The sequence below is a fragment of the Leucobacter exalbidus genome (assembly GCF_017834145.1).
Taxonomy (GTDB): Bacteria; Actinomycetota; Actinomycetes; order Actinomycetales; family Microbacteriaceae; genus Leucobacter; species Leucobacter exalbidus.
On sequence record NZ_JAFIDA010000001.1, the window covers coordinates 389,708 to 408,927 of the forward strand.

The 19,220-nt window shown below is 65.9% G+C and carries 16 protein-coding genes and 1 pseudogene; 15 read left to right on the forward strand and 2 right to left on the reverse strand.

What is annotated here, in order from left to right; translation table 11 throughout:
- Window positions 1-5 precede the first annotated feature (5 nt).
- Window positions 6-506, forward strand: coding sequence for a 2-thiouracil desulfurase family protein (locus JOF28_RS01775; RefSeq protein ID WP_209704199.1), 501 nt, complete (start codon window positions 6-8; stop codon window positions 504-506).
- Here the strand turns inward: JOF28_RS01775 and JOF28_RS01780 are convergent.
- Window positions 466-1,923: an AAA family ATPase gene (locus tag JOF28_RS01780; protein ID WP_245189827.1), complete on the reverse strand. Its 1,458-nt coding sequence runs from the start codon at window positions 1,921-1,923 to the stop codon at window positions 466-468. The genes JOF28_RS01775 and JOF28_RS01780 overlap by 41 nt on opposite strands.
- An 80-nt stretch (window positions 1,924-2,003) precedes the next feature.
- Between JOF28_RS01780 and JOF28_RS01785 the strand changes: the two genes are divergently transcribed.
- Window positions 2,004-3,908, forward strand: a complete 1,905-nt coding sequence (locus tag JOF28_RS01785) for a VWA domain-containing protein (protein ID WP_209704201.1) — start codon at window positions 2,004-2,006, stop codon at window positions 3,906-3,908.
- Between the two features lie 103 nt (window positions 3,909-4,011).
- Window positions 4,012-4,899: a hypothetical protein gene (locus JOF28_RS01790; protein ID WP_209704202.1), complete on the forward strand. Its 888-nt coding sequence runs from the start codon at window positions 4,012-4,014 to the stop codon at window positions 4,897-4,899.
- Window positions 4,900-5,120: 221 nt separating this feature from the next.
- On the opposite strand, the gene JOF28_RS01795 is transcribed toward JOF28_RS01790, so the two are convergent.
- A complete protein-coding gene (locus JOF28_RS01795) occupies window positions 5,121-5,684 on the reverse strand; it encodes an acyl-CoA thioesterase (RefSeq protein ID WP_209704203.1) in 564 nt (187 codons plus the stop codon).
- 135 nt (window positions 5,685-5,819) lie between these two features.
- Between JOF28_RS01795 and efp the strand changes: the two genes are divergently transcribed.
- From efp to JOF28_RS01855, 12 genes and pseudogenes are all read left to right on the forward strand, one after another.
- On the forward strand, window positions 5,820-6,383 hold the full coding sequence (gene efp, locus JOF28_RS01800) for an elongation factor P (protein WP_209704204.1): 564 nt from the start codon (window positions 5,820-5,822) through the stop codon (window positions 6,381-6,383).
- A 6-nt stretch (window positions 6,384-6,389) separates the two neighbouring features.
- Window positions 6,390-6,806: a transcription antitermination factor NusB gene (nusB, locus tag JOF28_RS01805; RefSeq protein ID WP_209704205.1), complete on the forward strand. Its 417-nt coding sequence runs from the start codon at window positions 6,390-6,392 to the stop codon at window positions 6,804-6,806.
- 157 nt (window positions 6,807-6,963) lie between these two features.
- Window positions 6,964-7,527, forward strand: a pseudogene (gene pyrR, locus JOF28_RS01810) (bifunctional pyr operon transcriptional regulator/uracil phosphoribosyltransferase PyrR); the annotation flags it as partial.
- Window positions 7,524-8,480: an aspartate carbamoyltransferase catalytic subunit gene (locus tag JOF28_RS01815; protein WP_209704207.1), complete on the forward strand. Its 957-nt coding sequence runs from the start codon at window positions 7,524-7,526 to the stop codon at window positions 8,478-8,480. The pseudogene pyrR and the gene JOF28_RS01815, both read left to right, overlap by 4 nt.
- Window positions 8,477-9,871 (forward strand): dihydroorotase, encoded by a 1,395-nt coding sequence (locus JOF28_RS01820; protein WP_209704208.1) that lies wholly within the window; start codon window positions 8,477-8,479, stop codon window positions 9,869-9,871. The genes JOF28_RS01815 and JOF28_RS01820 overlap by 4 nt, the downstream gene beginning before the upstream one ends.
- Complete coding sequence (locus JOF28_RS01825; protein ID WP_209704209.1) at window positions 9,868-10,428, forward strand: PH-like domain-containing protein; 561 nt, start codon at window positions 9,868-9,870, stop codon at window positions 10,426-10,428. The genes JOF28_RS01820 and JOF28_RS01825 overlap by 4 nt, the downstream gene beginning before the upstream one ends.
- A complete protein-coding gene (gene carA, locus JOF28_RS01830; RefSeq protein ID WP_209704210.1) occupies window positions 10,425-11,636 on the forward strand; it encodes a glutamine-hydrolyzing carbamoyl-phosphate synthase small subunit in 1,212 nt (403 codons plus the stop codon). Before JOF28_RS01825 ends, carA begins: the two co-directional genes overlap by 4 nt.
- Complete coding sequence (carB, locus tag JOF28_RS01835) at window positions 11,636-14,923, forward strand: carbamoyl-phosphate synthase large subunit (RefSeq protein ID WP_209704211.1); 3,288 nt, start codon at window positions 11,636-11,638, stop codon at window positions 14,921-14,923. The genes carA and carB overlap by 1 nt, the downstream gene beginning before the upstream one ends.
- Window positions 14,923-15,810: an orotidine-5'-phosphate decarboxylase gene (pyrF, locus tag JOF28_RS01840; RefSeq protein WP_209704212.1), complete on the forward strand. Its 888-nt coding sequence runs from the start codon at window positions 14,923-14,925 to the stop codon at window positions 15,808-15,810. Before carB ends, pyrF begins: the two co-directional genes overlap by 1 nt.
- Window positions 15,811-15,941: 131 nt before the next feature.
- The gene (gene gmk / locus JOF28_RS01845; protein ID WP_209704213.1) at window positions 15,942-16,868 is read left to right on the forward strand and encodes a guanylate kinase; all 927 of its coding nucleotides are present in this window, start codon (window positions 15,942-15,944) and stop codon (window positions 16,866-16,868) included.
- Entirely contained in the window at window positions 16,865-17,941 is a 1,077-nt protein-coding gene (locus JOF28_RS01850; RefSeq protein WP_209704214.1) for a DMT family transporter, read from the forward strand. The genes gmk and JOF28_RS01850 overlap by 4 nt, the downstream gene beginning before the upstream one ends.
- 42 nt (window positions 17,942-17,983) lie before the next feature.
- Window positions 17,984-18,595 (forward strand): DUF308 domain-containing protein, encoded by a 612-nt coding sequence (locus JOF28_RS01855; RefSeq protein WP_209704215.1) that lies wholly within the window; start codon window positions 17,984-17,986, stop codon window positions 18,593-18,595.
- Window positions 18,596-19,220 lie beyond the last annotated feature (625 nt).

The following is a 19,220-nucleotide window of genomic DNA, read 5'->3' on the forward strand; positions in this document are numbered from 1 at the left end:
CCGTCATGACTGAATCACTGAAACTTGTGAGCTCGTGTCTGGCGGGGCTGCCCTGTCGGTACGACGGGCGGGCCAAGCCCGACCCCGAGATTGTGCGCGCCGTGCACGAGGGGCGCGCCATTGCGGCGTGCGCCGAACAGCTCGGCGGCCTGCCCACCCCGCGACCGGCGGTCGAGATCGTCGGCGGCACGGGAAGTGACGTGCTCGCTGGCACCGCGCGCGTGCTCACCGAATCGGGAGAAGACCTCACCGCGCCATTCGTGGCGGGCGCCCATCAGGTGGCCGAGATCGCCCGTGCCCACGGTGTCACCGAAGCCATTTTGCAGGCGCGCAGCCCGTCGTGCGGCGTCGATACCATCTACGACGGCACGCACTCGGGCGAGCTCACCCAGGGCGACGGCGTGACCGCCGCGCTACTGAGGGCCCGAGGCTTCACGGTCACGGGGCGTCGCGGTGGCAGCGCCGCTAGAGACCCTGGCCGATCCGGAACCCCTGGCCCGAAATAATTAGGGCCAGCACCCGGCGATCCTCAGCGTGCATCACACCCTCGACGAAGCGCGAGAGCGCGTGGTCGAGGGTGATTGATCCGGCGCTTGCAGCGACCTTGTGCATAATCGCGACGAGCGTGCGCGGCGCGAGCACCGTTTCTTCGAGGCCGGGGCGGCCGTCGATATCGCGCTCGGTGGAGACGTAATTGCCAAAGCCCTCGCCGTGGGCGCCCGCAAACACCTGCTGGCTGATGAAGGCGGCGCGCGCCGCCCGGGTGAGTGCCTCTTCGGGCAGGTGCGGGGGTAGCTGCCCGCGCGCATCGACGATGGCGGCCGCGGCGAGCAGCGCGTTCTCGCGGGGGTAGTCTTCGTACCGGTTTGTCGCATCGGGATAGTGCACCCGATAGCTGCCGGCGCCGAAGCGGTTGACGAGTTCAGCACTGAGCCGGTCGAGTCCGCGGTAGCGGTGCGGGGTCTGCTCGTTGGCGGTCGCAAGGATCGCGAACCCCGGGGCGATGAGCACCGGGGCTCCGGCGTTCTCTTGCACGTGCAGGGTGTCGCCCGGGCGCAGCTGCAGAATACGGTTGAGTCGCTTCAAGAACTCGGCGGGCATCGCGTTCACCTCGTCGAGAATCACCGGGCGGCCCTCGATCATCGCGCGCAGTAGCGGGCCGGGCGCGAAGCTCGTGACGGTCGCTCCGTGTTCGACGCGCAGCTCGTGTGAACCGATGAGCTGAGCGCTCGTAATGTCGCCGTATCCCGACACCAGCTCGGGTTCACGCCCCGAAGCGTGACGTGCGAGGTGCTCGGCGAGGGCGGTCTTTGCGCCACCGGTTTCACCGAGCAACAAAATGGGGTCGCCGCGCAGCACCGCAGGCGTCGCTTCGGCGATAATGCCGCGCATCTGCTGGGTGCGCAGCAGCCCCTCGCGCATCTGCGTGCGCGCCTCGCGCAGCCTCAGGGCCCCCACCGCGGCAAGCACTGCATCGCGGCGGGCCGCCACATCAATGGCGGGGCTTTGCGTCTCGAGGTAGTCGGCGGCCTCACGCAGCTCGGCGGCGCGGGCCTGCTCGCGCGAGGTGAGCAGGCGGTGCTCGCGAATGGCGCGGGCCGTGGCGGCATCGGCGCGATCGCGCAGGGCCTGGGCGCGCTGTTCACGCTGAAACATCTGCACGGCGACGCGCAGCGTGGTGGCGCGATCATCGAGCGCCCGGCCGTAGAGCTGGGCGACCTGTACATCGCGAAGAATCTCATCGCGGCGTGCCTCGATCGTGGCGAGGTCGCGGCGCAGCTCGGCGAGGTGCGCCTGATCGTGATCAGGGCCGCGATCCGGAGCAGCGTTATTCGCCGCCCGAGCCGCGATGCGCACCGCCCGTGCTTCGCGGGCGAGGTGCCGCAGCTCGGCGAGGGCGGGGTGAGAATCGAAACTCTGCATACTCGTCACGCTATCACCGTCGCCGTGACTCACCCAGCCGGGACTCGCCCAGTGTCGCCCGCGACAGATAGTGTGAGCGTATGCAGGGTGAAGTGGCGGCGCGCGAGGCGTTGCGGGCGGTTGCCGCGGTGCTGGGCATCGAGGTGACGGTCACCGATGATGAACGCTGGCAGCTCGATAACACGGGGCTGCGCGCCGGGCTCGGGTGGTACACGAGCCGCGGGCACAGCGGCGCCGAGGCCGCGGCTCTCGCGCTGCTGCAGCTCTGGGAGGGCGTGCGCGGGCTGCGCGTATCTCCCGAGCGATCCGCGCGCGCGAGCATGTTGGGCCGGGCCCGGCCCGAGCTCGCTCCGCTGCTCACCGCGATCACGCGGGCGCAGGCGGCCGCCGAGGTCACCGCGGTATTTCCCGGCATGCGCGAGGCGCTGGGGGCCGCGCTGCACCGCGGGCTGCCGCGCGACCTGAGCGTCGAGACCCGGCGCGATCAGTGGCTCGCGCTCGTGCTCGCGGTGGGATTTGGGGACGTTGAGCGGTTCGCTGGTTTAGACGGTTTAGATTGTTTATATCCTTTAGATCTTGCTGAGCGCGCGGGCGCGAGCGGGCTCGACCCCCTGGTGCTTGAGGAATGGGCGCGCGCCCGCAATTTCGGCGATGCGCGGGGCGAAGCGGTGTGGTGGGTGCTGCAGGCTGCTCCGGATCGCCCAGCCCTTGAACGTTTCGAGCGTGCCGTGGCGCTGCTCAGCCCGGGCTACGAGCGGCTGCTCGCCCGCGATGCCGCCGATCGCGGGCTGGGCGCCGATGGCGCCGTCGCCCCGCCCAATGAGGGCGGCGCGGAGAGCCAGGATTCAGGGCCCGCCGCCGACGGGGCCGAGGCCGATAGTGCGGCCCCTGAGCCGGATGCCGAAGACCCCGAGGGCACCGACGCGGGGGAGCCGCAGGCCCCCGAAGAGCAGCCCGCGCAGGCGCCCCAGGGATCAGAAGCCGATAACACCGAGGGCGCCGACCTCTTTCAGGCCGACCAAACCGGCGACGTCACCTCGTTTCTTGACACTCCGCTGCCGAGCGAGGGCGCGTTGGCCGCGGCCTTCGCCGACATCGATGCCCAGCCGGGCGAGAGCGACGCGGGGGATGTGCGGCCCGGCGCTGGCGGGGGTCTTGGCGCGCGCGGCGGCGAGTACGCCGCGCGGGTGGCCTCCCTCGCCCCCGATATTGAGCGGATGCGCGAGGTGTGGCACGAAGTGACCCATGAGCGCGTGGCGACGGTCGCCGCGATGGGGCGCCGCCCCCAGGCCGAGGGTGAGGCGCTTGACACCCGGGCCCTCGCCGACGGGCTGGCGCAGGTGCGTGCCGGGGTGAAACGCCCCCGCGTGTTTCTGCAGCGCGAGCACCGCACCCGCCGCACCGAACGCAGCGGCAACACTGACTACGTGTTGTTGATCGATCGCTCGGCGTCGATGCAGGGGCGCCCCGCACAGGCCGCCACCGACACCGCCATCATCATGCTCGAGGGGCTCGCCGCGGCGGCCCGCGATATCGCTCAGGCCGAGGCCGTACACGGGGTCGATCTTGAACTGCAGCTGCGCACCGCCCTCATCGTGTTCGATTCGCGCGCCCACCTCATCAAACCGCTCGCGAGCGGCATGAGCGACGACGTGCGCGATGACCTCATCGCTGCGATCACGTCACCGCAGGGCTCCACCAACGATGCTGCGGCACTCACCGTCGCCGCCGCCCAACTGCAGGGCGTTGCCGAAGCACGCCAGCGGCGTCGCATCGTGTTCGTGATCAGCGACGGCGGCACCAACGATGTCGTCGCCGCGGCGCACGAACTGCGGCGCCTGCGCGCCATGGGAGTCAGCGTGTGGGGCATCGGGCTCGGCAACGACGATGTGCGGCAAAGATACGCACCGGGCGGCTCGCGCGTGGATGATCCGGGGCAGCTGGCCGAGACGGTGAGCGCGCTCATTCGACGCGGGTTATCGTGACCGGGCCGCTCTCACGCGAGGGTGGCCGTGGGATACGGTGGCACTGGGATACCGTGGCACTGGGATACCGTGGCACAGACAACCGAGGAGAAAGTCGTAACTCATGAGTGATCGCCCAGAAGCTGCGCAGTTGGCGCGCAACCTGTTTCCAGGGCTCGCGGCCACGCTTGATCGGGCCCTCACCGCGGGCGAAGCCGAGACCCGGCTGGGGCGACGCGGGGTGCTGAGCGACGGCAGCGCGACACCCGGTGTGCCCGCGCGCGATACCTTCGAGGCACAGCTGGGCGCTGAGGTGAACCGGTTTCAAAGCCGTCACGCGGCTCTCGCCTGGAACGACGTGGCAGACGAAGCAGCGCGCGATGCGGTGCTGGGGGCGTTTGCGCTCGTGCGCGACGTGCTGCGCGACAGCGACATTGAATTGCCGGCGCCCGAGAGCTTTGCCGGGCTCGTTGACCTCGGCGCCGTCGCAGATCGCTTCGAGGCGGGGCTCACGCCGGTGCCGGCTCCGTACGGGCTTGGGCTTGACTCCTGGCAGGGGCTGTTTCAGCGGGCGGCCGAGCAGCACCCCGAGCAGCTCGACCCTCGTGAACCCTTTGTGATTGCGACCGAGGCGGTGCGCGAGTTCGGGCTGCTGGGAGATGTGACCGCGGGGCCCTTCATTGACGCATCGAGTGGCCGGCCGGGGGTGCGCTGGACTTTGCGGCTCGTGCCCGACGGTGCCGCGCCGGCGCTGCTCGGCCTGAACTTTGATCATGGCCCGCACGTGACGCTGCCCGAGATGCTGATGCTGCAGCTAATGCGCGTCACCGCCGGCCTCGCCCCGCTCGACCACGCCAGTTTCACCTGGCTGGCCGGCGGGCTCGCGGCCGGCAAACTCGGTGCGCGTCACGTCTATGACGTCGCAGATCGGGCGGTGCGCATCAGCTGCCGCGAGATCGGCAACCAGGGCCCACACCTCGGGGCCCGCACACCGGTCGACCTAGCGGCGTAACCTCGCGCGGGGCGGCCTGCAGCGCCTTAGATACACAGTGTATGTATGTCGCGCGGGGGGAGCGCACGCAGCAAGGCTCACTGAAATGCTGGCCTGTGCGGTGCCTTTCAGCACCTGGCGCGGTCTGGCCTGGCTTGGGCCGAGGGTAACCCGCAAACTTTCGTTACAGCCTGTACCTAATCGGCTGGGGCGAGTGCGCTGCGCGTGAGAACGCCGCGTATCTACTCCCAGACGCTGGTCGCATCGTCGCGGGTCGACGGGAGCCGTGACTGCTGGCCCCACGTGAGAATGTCGGCGGGCACCACGAAGTTCGCGGTGTCGGCGCCGGTCTTTTCGATGAGCTCGGCGATGGGCACGGTTCCGCCAGCTCGACGCAACAGTCGCGCCCGCACGACGGCCCGTGCATAGATCTCGGGGCCGCCGCTCGACGGGCGCGTGAAGCGCTGCTCCATGTAAACGGCCTGGTCGTCAAAGCCCAAGATGCGCGACTCGATCGCAAACTTCTTCCAGGGGTTGAGTGACTTGCGGTAAGTGATGGTCTGCGCCACGACCACCGGGTACCAGCCCTCCTGCTGGAAGAGATCCCATATCCCGTTGCGCTTAATGAGGTCGAACCGGCCGACATCCATGATCGAGAAGTACTTCCCGTTATTCATGTGGTTCAGCATGTCGAGATCGGTGGGCCACACGCGAAACGGAGAGACCGAAACGTCAGCAAGGCCGAGACGGGGGCCGCGCCGCGACGTAATCTGGAGGTGCCACAGCGTGCGAAAAATCATGTGCATGGCGCGACACTACCGCGACGAAGGGCATCGGGAACGCCACACCTGCGCGCTTCAGGCAAAATGAATAGTCAGGGCGTATACTAGATCGGCGCTCATTTCGCGCTCGAACCTTATAGAATCCGGAGCATCACCGCTATGGCAACCTCGAACGACATCAAAAACGGCACCGTTATTAAAGAGAACGGTCAGCTCTGGAACGTTGTTGAATTCCAGCACGTGAAGCCGGGCAAGGGCGGCGCTTTCGTTCGCACCAAGCAGAAGAACGTCGTCTCGGGCAAGATCATCGACAAGACTTACAACGCTGGCGCCAAGATTGAGACCGCAAGCGTTGACCGCCGTGACTTCCAGTACCTGTACCAGGACGGTGCAGACTTCGTCTTCATGGACCAGACTGATTACGATCAGATCAACGTTTCGGCCACCGTCGTCGGCGATGCCTCGAAGTACATGCTCGAGAGCCAGCAGGTGCAGATCGGTCTGCACGACGGCGAGCCCCTCTACCTCGAAATGCCCGCATCAGTGGTGCTCGAAGTAACCTACACCGAGCCCGGCCTGCAGGGTGACCGCTCGACCGGCGGCACCAAGCCCGCTACCGTCGAGACCGGTGCCGAGATTCAGGTACCCCTCTTCCTTGAAGCCGGTACCCGAGTCAAGGTAGACACCCGCACGGGTGACTACCTCGGCCGTGTCAACGATTAATCCCTAGTGTCAGCTCGTACCAAGGCGCGTAAGCGCGCCCTTGACATGCTCTTCCAGGCCGACGTACGCGATGAAGCCCTTGCGGTCATCCTCGCTGCTGAAGCAAAGCGCGCCTCCAGCGAACCCGATCGTGCCGCCTCCTGGCTGTACGCTCGCGAGATCGTTGACGGCGTGAACGACCACCGCGAAGAGATCGACGAACTGCTCGTGACCTACGCGCAGGGTTGGACCATCGACCGCATGCCGCACGTCGATCGTTCACTGCTGCGCATCGCGTCGTGGGAGATCCTCTTCAACGACGAGGTTCCGCCCGCCGTGGCCATCGATGAAGCGATCGAGCTCGCGAAGGAATACTCCACCGAGGATTCCAGCCGATTCGTGAACGGTGTGCTCGGCAAGATCGCCGACCACGCACAGAAGTAAACACCGGTGCCGCGAGTTTCGGGGAGGCCGATGAGCCTCCCCGAAGCCCGCGGCACACCCATGCGCGGGGCGACTTCGACGTTGCCGTAACCTGCGCTAGGATGAACGAGTTACCGCTTTTCTTTAAGGGCCGTCCAGTGAGGCGGAGAAGGGAGGCTCGAATATGGGTACGCGTACTGTGCTGGAAAGCGCTGATATCTCGCGGGCACTGACTCGAATCTCGCACGAAATTATCGAGGCAAACCGAGGCGTTGATGGCCTCGTCTTGGTCGGTATTCCCACGCGGGGGAGTTTCTTGGCGCAGCGTATCGCCGCCATCATCTCTCGCATTTCGGGCATCGACATTCCTGCTTGCAGCCTTGACGTCACCATGTATCGTGACGATCTCGCGCACATCCCCACCCGCACACCGCAGCGCACTGACATGCCCGTAGCTGGCATCGATGAGGCCACGGTCGTGCTCGTTGACGATGTGCTGTACTCGGGCCGCACCGTGCGTGCCGCGCTCGATGCCCTGGGCGATCATGGCCGGCCAAAGGCCGTGCGCTTGGCCGCGCTGATTGACCGGGGCCACCGCGAGCTGCCCATTCGCGCAGACTACATCGGCAAGAACTTGCCCAGCGCCAAGCACGAGCGCATCTCGGTGCGCCTGCTCGAGCACGATGGCATCGACGAGGTTACGATCTCTTCTGACGCCGAGGGTGATGAGGCAAGCGCATGAGGCACCTGCTCGACACTCGCACGCTCAGCCGCGACGACGCGATCTTGATTCTCGACACCGCAGAAGATATGTCGGCGACGCAGCAGCGCGAGGTCAAGAAACTGCCCACGCTGCGCGGCAAGACCGTCGTCAACCTGTTCTTTGAGGATTCGACGCGCACGCGCATCTCATTCGAGGCCGCAGCGAAGCGTCTCAGCGCCGACGTGATTAACTTCAGCGCCAAGGGATCATCGGTCTCAAAGGGTGAATCCTTGAAGGACACCGCTCAGACTCTGCAGGCGATCGGTGCCGACGGCGTCGTGATTCGCCACCCCGCATCGGGCGCCCCCGCGCGTCTCGCGCAGAGCGGCTGGATCGACGCGGGTGTCTTGAACGCCGGCGACGGCACACACGAGCACCCCACGCAGGCGCTGCTCGATGCGTTCACCATGCGTCGCCGCATTCACGGCGACGCCAGCCGCGGCCGCGACCTCGATGGCGTGTCGGTTGTGATTGTGGGTGACATCGCGCACTCTCGCGTGGCCCGCTCAAACCTGTGGCTGCTGCGCGCCCTCGGCGCCCAGGTCAGCTTCGTAGCCCCCGAGACGCTGCTGCCATATGGCTCACGCGCCTGGCCCGTCACGATCCACCATTCCCTCGACGAAGCACTCGCGGTCGAGAACCCCGACGTGGTGATGCTGCTGCGCATTCAGACTGAGCGCATGCACGAGGCCTACTTCCCCAACGAGCGCGAGTACGCTCGTATTTGGGGTTTCGATGACACCCGGCTCGCTCGCCTGAGCGAACGCGCCATCGTGATGCACCCCGGCCCGATGAACCGCGGCCTGGAGATTTCTTCTGGCGCCGCTGACTCACCGCGGTCGACCGTGCTGGAGCAGGTCGCCAACGGCGTATCTGTGCGCATGGCCGCCCTGTATTTGTTGCTGTCTGGAGAACGAGGAGACGCAGTATGAACGCCGAGCACGCATCAGCTTCTGGGATCTTGATTCGGGGCGCACGCCTCGCCGCAGATATCACCGAGCGCGCGGGGGATCATCTCGCCGCTCCCACCGTTGACCTGCGCATCGCGGGCGGTCGCATTGTCGAGCGCGGCACCGATCTCGCCGCACGCGAGGGCGAACGCGTCATCGACGCGACCGGTCTCGTCGCCATGACCGGTCTCGTTGACCTGCACACCCACCTGCGCGAGCCCGGCGGAGAACAGTCAGAGACTGTTCTGACGGGTACCCGCGCCGCTGCTGCCGGCGGGTTCACGAGCGTGTTCGCAATGGCCAACACGATGCCCGTGGCCGATACCGCTGGCGTCGTCGAACAGGTGCAGGCTCTGGGCGATGCCGCGGGCTACGCCACGGTGCGCCCCATCGGTGCGGTCACCGAAGATCTCGCGGGCGAACGCCTGAGCGAGATCGGCGCGATGGCCCAGTCACGCGCCGGTGTGCGCGTGTTCTCAGACGACGGCAAGTGCGTGCACGACCCGCTGCTGATGCGCCGCGCGCTCGAGTACGTGAAGACCTTTGACGGCGTGATTGCGCAGCACGCGCAGGATCCCCGCCTCACCGAGGGTGCTCAGATGAATGAGGGCGCGCTCTCGAGCGAGCTCGGGCTGAAGGGCTGGCCCGCCGTCGCTGAGGAGTCCATCATCGCCCGCGATGTGCTGCTCGCCGAGCACGTGGGCGCACGCCTGCATATCTGCCACCTCTCGACCGCAGGTTCGGTCGAGGTGATTCGCTGGGCGAAGGCCCGCGGCGTGCAGGTGACCGCCGAGGTCACCCCGCACCACCTGATCCTCACCGAAGAGCTCGTGCGCAGCTACGATCCCCGCTACAAGGTGAACCCGCCGCTGCGTCGCAACGAAGACGTGGTTGCCCTGCGTCAGGCGGTCGCCGATGGCGTCATCGACATCATCGCCACCGACCACGCCCCGCACCCGGTCGAAGCGAAAGAGTGTGAGTGGGACGCGGCAGCGTTTGGCATGGTGGGCCTCGAGTCGGCACTGCCGATCGCGCTCACGACGCTGGTACGCGAGGGTCACGCGAGCTGGGCAGAGCTTGAGCACTTGCTCTCGCACAAGCCCGCCCAGATCGGCCGCCTCGAGGGCCACCCGAGCGCGCTGCAGGCCGGCGAGGTCGCTGACCTCGTGCTCGTCGATCCCAACGGTGAAAGCGAATTCGATCTCGCCCGGTTGCGCGGCTTGAGTGTGAACTCACCGTTCCTCGGCATGACGCTCGCAGGCCACGTGGCCTACACGGTGCGCCACGGCCAACTCACCCTCGACCAGGGCGAACTCGTTGCCGCCGAGGTCGTCGCGCAGGCCGCTAAGACCGCGCAGGCGGCACAGGCATGAGCCGCACCGGTTTCGCCTTGCTGATGGTGGGGATCGCCGTCTTGATTCTCGCCCTGATGTGGCTCGGTTGGCGTGCACGCGCCAAGCGCGACGCGGGCATTGCGCTCAACGTCGCCCCGCTCGCGGGCGCGCTGATCGCAGAATTCGTCGGCGTGCAGTACGTGTCGACCACACAGCTCGGGCTCGCCTTCGAACGCGTGTCGATCGCTGGCCTGCGCTACAAGGGTCGGGCTGAGCTCACCGTGCTGACCGGGGGAGTCATCATCGCGATCAACGGCGAGGCTCCCATCTCGATTCCGGCAAGCGATGTGCTGGGCACCTCACGTGCCAATGGGCGCATCGGCAAGGCCGTAGAATCCGGTGGCATCTCGGTGCTTGAGTGGCGCGCCCCCGAGGGCCGCGCCCTTGAATCGGGATTCCGGTTCGACGAGCCTGCCCAGCAGAAGCAGTTTGAAGCCGCCATCTCTCAGATTTCCATCCAAACCCTCGCGGGGGCCGAGCAGGCCGCCGCGCACACTTCAACATCATCTACAGATACGACCCAGGAGGACGCGTGACTACGCACACCACCGATGTAACAGCGCCGCCGGCGAGCGCGGTACCGACAGGTGCCGCCGTGTTGGTTCTTGAGGACGGCACGCGATTTGCGGGCCGCGCCTATGGTGCTACGGGCCAGACCTTCGGTGAGATTGTTTTCTCGACCGGCATGACGGGCTACCAAGAGACCCTCACCGATCCGTCGTACGCCGGCCAGATCGTGCTGATGACCGCCCCCCACATTGGCAACACGGGCATGAACGACACCGACATGGAGTCGCGCAAGATCTGGGTCGCCGGATTCATTGTGCGCGATCCGGCGCGCCGGGTTTCGAACTTCCGTGCCCAGCGCTCACTCGATGAAGACCTCGTGAACGACGGCATCGTCGGCATCTCAGGCATCGACACCCGCGCCGTCACGCGCCGCATCCGCTCAGCGGGCGCGATGCGCTCTGGCGTGTTCTCGGGCGCGGCCCTCGAACTCAGCGACGAAGAGCAGCTCACGCTCGTGCTCGAGCAGGCGAGCATGTCGGGCAAGAACCTGTCGACGACCGTCACCACCCCCGAGCGCTACGACGTTGCTGTCGCAGCAGGCGCGACCCGGATCGGCACAATCGCAGTGCTCGACCTCGGTATTAAGCGCGCGACGGTGAACTACCTCGCAGAGCACGGCTTCGACGTTGTGGTGTTGCCCGCCACCACCACGGCAGACGAAGTGCGCGCCATCGCTCCCGACGCACTGTTCTTCTCGAACGGCCCGGGCGACCCCGCAGCTAGCGACACCCAGGTGGCGCTGCTGCAGGAGATGCTGCGCGACGGCGTACCGTACTTCGGTATCTGCTTCGGCAACCAGCTGCTCGGCCGCGCACTCGGCCTGAACACATACAAGCTGCCCTTCGGTCACCGCGGCATCAACCAGCCCGTGCTCGATAAGCGCACCGGCCGCGTTGAGATCACGGCCCAGAACCACGGCTTCGCCGTCGAAGCGCCCATCGAGGGCGAGTTCGAGTCACCCGCAGGCTTCGGCCGCGTACAGGTGAGCCACTACAGCCTGAACGACCAGGTCGTCGAGGGGCTTGAATGCCTCGACATCCCCGCGTTCTCGGTGCAGTACCACCCCGAGGCAGCGGCAGGCCCGCACGACGCCTTCTACCTTTTTGAACGTTTCGCTGAAACGGTTCGTGCGCACCAGCAGCGCACCAACGCCGGCACCGAGGAGACCAACTAATGCCTAAGCGCACAGACATCAATTCTGTTCTCGTCATCGGCTCAGGGCCGATCGTCATTGGCCAGGCCTGTGAGTTTGACTACTCAGGCACCCAGGCCTGCCGCGTGCTGCGCGAAGAGGGCGTGCGCGTCATCCTCGTGAACTCGAACCCCGCAACGATCATGACCGACCCCGATTTCGCCGACGCCACCTACGTCGAGCCGATCACCACCGAGGTCATCGAGTCGATCATCATCAAGGAAAAGCCCGACGCAATTCTGCCGACGCTGGGTGGCCAGACCGCACTGAACGCGGCCATGGCGCTCCACGAGCAGGGCATCCTTGAGAAGCACGGCGTTGAGCTCATCGGCGCAAAGCCCGAGGCCATCAACCGCGGCGAAGATCGCCAGATCTTCAAGCAGCTCGTGCTCGAGTGCGGCGCAGACGTCGCAAAGTCGTACATCGTCAACACGGTTGAAGAAGCGAAGGAATACGCGAAGGACCTGGGCTACCCCCTCGTCGTACGCCCCTCGTTCACCATGGGCGGCCTCGGCTCAGGCTTCGCCTACACCGAAGAAGAGCTCGTACGCATCGTCGGTGACGGCCTGCACTACAGCCCCACCACCGAGGTGCTGCTCGAGGAGTCGATCCTCGGGTGGAAGGAATACGAGCTCGAGCTGATGCGCGACAACGCCGATAACTCGGTGGTTGTCTGCTCGATCGAGAACGTTGACGCCGTGGGCGTGCACACGGGTGACTCGATCACTGTGGCCCCCGCGCTCACGCTCACCGACCGTGAGTTCCAGAAGCTGCGCGACATCTCGATCGACATCGTGCGCTCGGTGGGCGTTGACACCGGCGGCTGCAACATTCAGTTCGCCATCGACCCGCGCACGGGCCGCATCATCGTCATCGAGATGAACCCCCGCGTATCACGCTCCTCGGCCCTCGCATCGAAGGCCACCGGGTTCCCGATCGCCAAGATCGCTGCGAAGCTGGCCCTGGGCTACCGCCTCGACGAGATCTCGAACGACATCACGAAGATGACGCCCGCAAGCTTCGAGCCCTCGATCGATTATGTTGTCGTGAAGGTGCCGCGTTTTGCGTTCGAGAAGTTCCCGGCCGCTGATGACACGCTGACCACCACCATGAAGTCGGTGGGCGAGGCCATGGCCATCGGTCGCAACTTCACCTCGGCGCTGCAGAAGTCACTGCGTTCACTCGAGAAGCGCGGCAGCTCCTTCCACTGGGAGGCGCCGACGCGCACCGTCGAGGATCTGCTCGAAACGATGAAGCGCCCCACTGACGGCCGCATCGTCGATATTCAGCAGGCCCTGCGCCTGGGTGCAACGATCGAGCAGGTCTTCGCATCGACCTCGATCGACCCCTGGTTCCTCGACCAGATCGTGCTCATCAACGAGGTCGCCGAGCAGGTTATTGCTGCCCCGCAGCTCACCGTTGACGTGCTGCGCGAGGCTAAGGATCACGGCTTCTCTGACGTACAGCTCGCCCAGCTGCGCGGTGTTAGCGAGTCTGAGATTCGTGGCCTGCGCCACGGCCTCGGCCTGCGCCCCGTCTTCAAGACGGTCGACACCTGTGCCGGCGAGTTCCCCGCGCTCACGCCGTACCACTACTCGTCATACGACCAAGAGACCGAGGTGACGCCCTCTGACCGTAAGAAGATCGTCATCCTCGGTTCGGGCCCCAACCGCATCGGTCAGGGCATCGAGTTTGATTACTCGTGCGTGCACGCCTCGTTCGCCCTGTCTGAGGCGGGCTACGAGACGATCATGATCAACTGCAACCCCGAGACGGTTTCGACCGACTACGACACGAGCGATCGACTCTACTTTGAGCCGCTCACGCTCGAGGACGTGCTCGAGGTCATCCACGCCGAGCAGGCTTCTGGCGAACTCGTCGGCGTCGTCGTGCAGCTCGGTGGCCAGACGGCCCTCGGCCTCGCGCAGCCTCTCAAGGACGCAGGCATTCCGATCCTCGGCACCACGCCCGAGGCGATTGACCTCGCCGAAGAGCGCGGCGCATTCTCTGAGATCCTTGACCGCGCTGGCATCCTGTCACCGCGCAATGGCACCGCCATTGACAAGGAAGGCGCGATTCGCATCGCCGAAGAAATCGGCTACCCCGTGCTCGTGCGCCCCTCGTTCGTGCTTGGCGGCCGCGGCATGGAGATCCTGTACGACACCGACTCGATGCACGGCTACTTCGAGCGCATCGCGGGTCACGCACTCGTGGGCGCAGGCCACCCGCTCTTGATCGACCGCTTCCTCGATGACGCCATCGAGATCGATGTCGACGCCATCTATGACGGCGAGCAGATGTACGTCGGTGGCATTATGGAGCACATCGAAGAGGCCGGTGTGCACTCGGGTGACTCGAGCTGCACCCTGCCCCCCGTCACCCTCGGCCACGCCGAGATCGCACGGGTGCGCGAGGCCACACTCGGCATTGCCGAGGGCCTCGGCGTGCGCGGCCTGCTGAACGTCCAGTTCGCAATCGCGCAGGGCGTGCTCTACGTGCTCGAGGCGAACCCCCGTGCAAGCCGCACGGTGCCGTTCGTGTCAAAGGCGCTGGGCACCCCGCTCGCCAAGGCCGCCGCTCGCGTGATGGCCGGCGAGACCGTGCAGCAGCTCATCGACTCGGGCCTGCTGCCCGAGCGTGACGGTTCGCGCATTCCCATCGACGCTCCGATCGCCGTGAAGGAGGCCGTACTGCCCTTCCAGCGCTTCCACACGAAGGAGGGTCAGGTCGTCGACTCGCTGCTCGGGCCCGAGATGCGTTCAACCGGTGAGGTCATGGGCATGGACCGCGACTTCCCGACCGCGTTCGCCAAGAGCCAGGCTGCCGCTGGCAGCCCGCTGCCCACCGAGGGCACCGTGTTCTTGTCGGTAGCTGACCGCGACAAGCGCGCGGTCGTGCTGCCCGCACTGCGCCTGCAGGAGCTCGGCTACACGCTGCTCGCCACGCAGGGCACGCAGGTCGTGCTCGCCCGCAACGGCATCAAGTCGCAGACGGTGCTGAAGCACTCGGCTCGCGCTGATGGCGAGACGATCGTTGACCTGATCAACGGCGCCCGCGTCGACATGATCATCAACACGCCCTCGGGCGGATCGGCACGCGAGGACGGTTATGAGATCCGTGCGGCCGCGGTCGCCGGTGGCGTACCCGTGTTCACGACGATCTCTGAGCTGTCGGCCGCCGTGGGCGCGCTGTCGGCTGCTGCGGTGAGCTTCGATGTGAAGTCACTGCAGGAGTACTCGGCCGACCGCGCTGCGGCGCTGAACGCATAATGACGCACACCGTGCCCACGTTCGGGGGGAGGCTCGCCGCGCAGTTCGCGGCGGGCCGCCACCTGTGCGCCGGCATTGACCCGCACGCCGCGCTGCTCGATGAGTGGGGCGTCGACAACGATGCCGCCGGTGCCGAGCGGATGGGCCGCGACGTCGTCGCGGCCGCCGCCGGCGTCGCCGCGTGCGTGAAGCCGCAAATTGCCCTCTTCGAACGCTTTGGTTCGGCGGGTTTTGCGGCCCTCGAGCGCGTCTTTGCTGATGCGCGCGAGGCCGGGCTGCTTGTGGTCGCCGATGTGAAGCGCGGCGATATTGGTTCGACGTTCGCCGCCTACGCTGATGCGTGGTTGACCCCGGGCGCCCCGCTCGAGGCCGACGCGATGACGGTGGTGGCATACCAGGGCTTCGACAGCCTGGCCGGCGCCTTCCGCCACGTCACCGATCACGGCAAGGGCATGTTCGTGCTCGCCGCGACCTCGAATCCCGAGGCTCGCGAGGTGCAGCGCGCCATTCGTGAGGACGGTCGCACCGTCGCCGCGGCCATGGTCGCTGACGCCGAGGACTGGAACGCAGTGCACGCCGCGTCTCACGACACCGATCCTGCAGCTCACGAGGTCGGCTCCATTGGCGTCGTGCTCGGCGCGACCCTCGCACTCGATGACTTCGGCATCGCCACGGGGGAGCGGCCCGCGGGCCCAGCCCTCCCCGTACTCGCCCCCGGCTTCGGCCACCAGGGCGCCCGTATCGAAGACGCGCATCGCATCTTCGGCGGCATCGGGCAGGCGCTGCTCGCCAACGAATCACGCAGCATTCTGCGCGGCGGCTCAACCGGTCTTTCGATCCGGATCAAAGAACGCGCCGCAGCCATTCAGGCAGCGCTCGCGGCGTAACATCCGCGCATCCAGATGCTCGGCGGGGCCACTTCAGGCCCCGCCGAGCATTCGCGTTTTTGGGTGCGGCACCCCGGCCCTTTTTTATCGTCAGGCCATGTGACCGGGCTAAAGGGGGTATCGTGGTAGTGATGAGCGAGAAGATGCACCCGGGTGCTCACCCGATGCCCACAGTTGATCGTACGGCCGCGAGCCGTGCGGCGGTCGCGGCCCGCCAGGCCCGCGCAGAGCTTAAGCGCAAGCTGCGCAGTGGCGATACCACTCCGCTGCGCGTGCTTGAGCAGTCGTTGGTACCGGGGAGTCCCGCGGCAACGCTGCGCATCACAGACTTTCTGCTGTCCTTTCCCGCCATTGGCGAGGTGAAGTCAGATCGTGTGCGTCGCGACCTCGATATTTCAGACAAGAAGCGCCTCGGCGGCCTCGGCAAGCTGCAGCGCGACCGTCTCACCGCGTTCGTGCACGAGCGCATGGGCGTGACCGGCGAGCGAGATCGCCCGCCGTTGACCGTGCTGGCCGGGCCCACCGCCGTCGGTAAGGGCACCGTCGCCACCTATATTCGTGAGCACTTCCCTGAGGTGCGACTGTCGGTGTCGGCGACGACCCGTGATGCCCGCCCCGGCGAGGTTGACGGTTCGCACTACTATTTCGTAGACAATGAGGGCTTTGACCGTATGCTCGCGGGCGGCGATCTGCTCGAGTGGGCCACGGTGCACAACAAGCACCGTTACGGCACGCCGCGCGGCCCCGTCGTTGAAGCTGCCGCACGCGGTGAGCTGATGCTGCTCGAAATCGATCTGCAGGGCGCCCGCCAGGTGCGCGCCAGCATGCCGGAGGCGAAGCTCGTATTCCTGGCGCCCCCCAGCTGGGATGAGCTCGTGAACCGCCTCGTCGGCCGCGGCACCGAAGACGAAGAAGAACGCACCAGGCGCCTTGAGACGGCCAAGATTGAGCTGGCCGCCGCCGAAGAGTTCGACGAGATCATCGTCAACGACGAAGTGCCCAAGGCGGCTGAACGGCTGCTCGCTGTGATGCGCGGCGAGCGAAACACCACCGCATGATCCTTGCAGTTCCAGCGCTCACCGCGCTGACGATGATCGCTGCTACTGCAAATGGGGCTGAAGCAGAGAACCTCAGCCCGCATCAGTTCCTCGGAATACCAGTGGCGCTCTTGGGCGCAGCTTTTCTGGCGTTCGGTGCGCAGTATCAGTCGCGCGGCCTGAACAAGGTCGAGCGACTCACCGGCGAAAGCGCCGGCAGCGGGCTGTCAATCGCCCACATGCTGAAGCTGGTGGCACGACCGTCATGGGTGATTGGCACATTGCTGCTGGGGCTCGCCGTGCTACTGCAGATCGGTTCGCTGTCGCTGTCACCGCTGATCGTGGTGCAGCCCATCGGCGTCGTGGGTCTCGTTATCACCTCGGTGCTGAACTCAAAGCTCAGCGGAGTGAAGCTGGGCAAGCGGGCAAAGTCGGCAATTGGCATGTGCGTCGCCGGCACTATTTGTTTCGTTACGGTTGCCGCGTTCACGGCCTCTGACCGGCCCGTCACCGACCAGAAGCTCATCATTATTCTGGTGCTGTTTGGTATCGTCTTCATCGTCACAATCGGCACGCTGCTGCTGCTGCGTCGCCGCGCCATTGCGCTGCTCTACATCGTGGGCGCCGGCGTGCTCTACGGCTTTGTGGCCACCTTCGCGAAAGCGGTCATCGGCCGTGTGCAGCAGGGCGACTTTGACCTGCTGACCTGGCTGTGCGTAGCCGCACTGCTCGCGGGTGCACTCGTGGGTATGGTGTACGTGCAGAACGCCTACTCGTCTGGCCCGCCCGACCTCGTGGTGGCCGGGCTCACGGTTATCGACCCGCTGATCGCCGTGCTCATCGGCATCGTTGTGCTGAACGAGGCCGCGGGGGCCCCCGGGTGGGCCATCATTGGCTTCATCGTCACCGGCATAGTGGCTGTGGTGGGGGTCATTGGTCTCGCCCGGTACCATCCGCAAACGGGTCAGTCAGTCATCGTTGAAAGCACCGCTGTGACAACCGACGGCGTTGCTGACACGGTCGCCCCCGCGACGTCTGCTGAGTCTGCTGCCCCTGCTGCGGGTCAAACTCACGCTGAGAACGAACGCCGCTAAACCCGCAGCCCCCGCATAGGGTTGCCGCACTACAGTGGAAATGTGAGCATTCAGTTTCCTTCAGAGTTCGGCCCCGAAGGGGCAACGCAGGGTGCTGCCCGCAACCGACGTGCACCGCGCACGTGGATCGGGTTCTTGGTCGGCGCCCTGATGATTGTGGCCGGCATCGGCCTGGTCTTCTGGCCGCTATCATCGGCCACCGGGCTGCTGGGAATACTCGTGGGCACGGCGCTGCTCGTCAATGGCATCGGGCTGATGACGCGCGGCGGTATCGCGCTGTTCGGTGGCGCGCTGCTCGCGGTGCTGGGCATCTGCTCGTTCCTGCTGCCTGAAGCTATCGCTGGCGCCCTCGTCACCTTCGCTGGTATTGGCCTGCTTGCACTGGGTGCAGTGTGGATCACCTTTGCATCGCGCATTGTCGGCGCGGCGGTGTCGCGCGCTGGCGGGCGAGGTTTGGGCGCGATCGCAGCCCTCGTGCCCGGCATCTTGCTCGTGATCGGCGGCGTGATCGGACTCGTCTGGCCCGAGCTTGCCCTTGCCGTAGTGGCCGTTGTTGGTGGGCTCTGCGTGATCGCGGTGGGCTGCCTCGTCATCTGGATCACGCGCAAGGTACGTCGCGGAGGCCCGGCCGCGCAGACCACGATCATTATCTAACTTGTTCTTAAACGCAATCGCGCCAATGATGTTTATAAACATCATTGGCGCGATTGATGCTTAAAGCACACGATGGCCCCTACGGCTCTCACTGAATCGCGTGATCAGGCACCGTTCGAGGGACTGGTGACAAGGGGAGAGCTGTTCTCGGAGCAGATACCCGCAAGATGGCTCGTTGCGGTGCAAAATTCCTCGTTCAGGTTAAGCTCGTAGTCCTCGTTCGTCGCCACACGAGCTACGTCTGCTAATGATTCAGAGATCCCAGAAGCGCTAGATTGCACAAGCTCCTCCCAGTGCGCGATGGTGCTGGCCTCACGCGTGCTGAACTCGGCCTGATCGATCTAGTTGGCGTCAAGCTCCCAGAGATCATCCATGGTCTGAGTCAAGAGTAAACCCGCTTGAGCGCATTCATTCGCTATAGCGGCGTCTTGAACCTCATGCCTTTCGCTTCGCCGCCAAATTGCTCAAGTGGGTCCGTTGCCTCGACGGATACATCCTGGGGTGAAATTGCGGCCTCGCTCGCGCAGCCACTGAGGGCAAAGAGCGCACCTGCCATGCACAGCGCAATTTGAAGCGAAGTGAGCAGTGGTTTCGTGGGCGACATCTATCCTCTTCTTCGGTGTGT

Excerpts from the sequence above, each read along its gene's own strand:
- JOF28_RS01775 (WP_209704199.1), top strand. The coding sequence starts at position 6 with ATGACTGAATCACTGAAACTTGTGAGCTCGTGTCTGGCGGGGCTGCCC.
- JOF28_RS01780 (WP_245189827.1), bottom strand. The coding sequence starts at position 1,923 with ATGCAGAGTTTCGATTCTCACCCCGCCCTCGCCGAGCTGCGGCACCTC.
- JOF28_RS01785 (WP_209704201.1), top strand. The coding sequence starts at position 2,004 with ATGCAGGGTGAAGTGGCGGCGCGCGAGGCGTTGCGGGCGGTTGCCGCG.
- JOF28_RS01790 (WP_209704202.1), top strand. The coding sequence starts at position 4,012 with ATGAGTGATCGCCCAGAAGCTGCGCAGTTGGCGCGCAACCTGTTTCCA.
- JOF28_RS01795 (WP_209704203.1), bottom strand. The coding sequence starts at position 5,684 with ATGCACATGATTTTTCGCACGCTGTGGCACCTCCAGATTACGTCGCGG.
- efp (WP_209704204.1), top strand. The coding sequence starts at position 5,820 with ATGGCAACCTCGAACGACATCAAAAACGGCACCGTTATTAAAGAGAAC.
- JOF28_RS01815 (WP_209704207.1), top strand. The coding sequence starts at position 7,524 with ATGAGGCACCTGCTCGACACTCGCACGCTCAGCCGCGACGACGCGATC.
- JOF28_RS01820 (WP_209704208.1), top strand. The coding sequence starts at position 8,477 with ATGAACGCCGAGCACGCATCAGCTTCTGGGATCTTGATTCGGGGCGCA.
- JOF28_RS01825 (WP_209704209.1), top strand. The coding sequence starts at position 9,868 with ATGAGCCGCACCGGTTTCGCCTTGCTGATGGTGGGGATCGCCGTCTTG.
- carB (WP_209704211.1), top strand. The coding sequence starts at position 11,636 with ATGCCTAAGCGCACAGACATCAATTCTGTTCTCGTCATCGGCTCAGGG.
- pyrF (WP_209704212.1), top strand. The coding sequence starts at position 14,923 with ATGACGCACACCGTGCCCACGTTCGGGGGGAGGCTCGCCGCGCAGTTC.
- gmk (WP_209704213.1), top strand. The coding sequence starts at position 15,942 with ATGAGCGAGAAGATGCACCCGGGTGCTCACCCGATGCCCACAGTTGAT.
- JOF28_RS01850 (WP_209704214.1), top strand. The coding sequence starts at position 16,865 with ATGATCCTTGCAGTTCCAGCGCTCACCGCGCTGACGATGATCGCTGCT.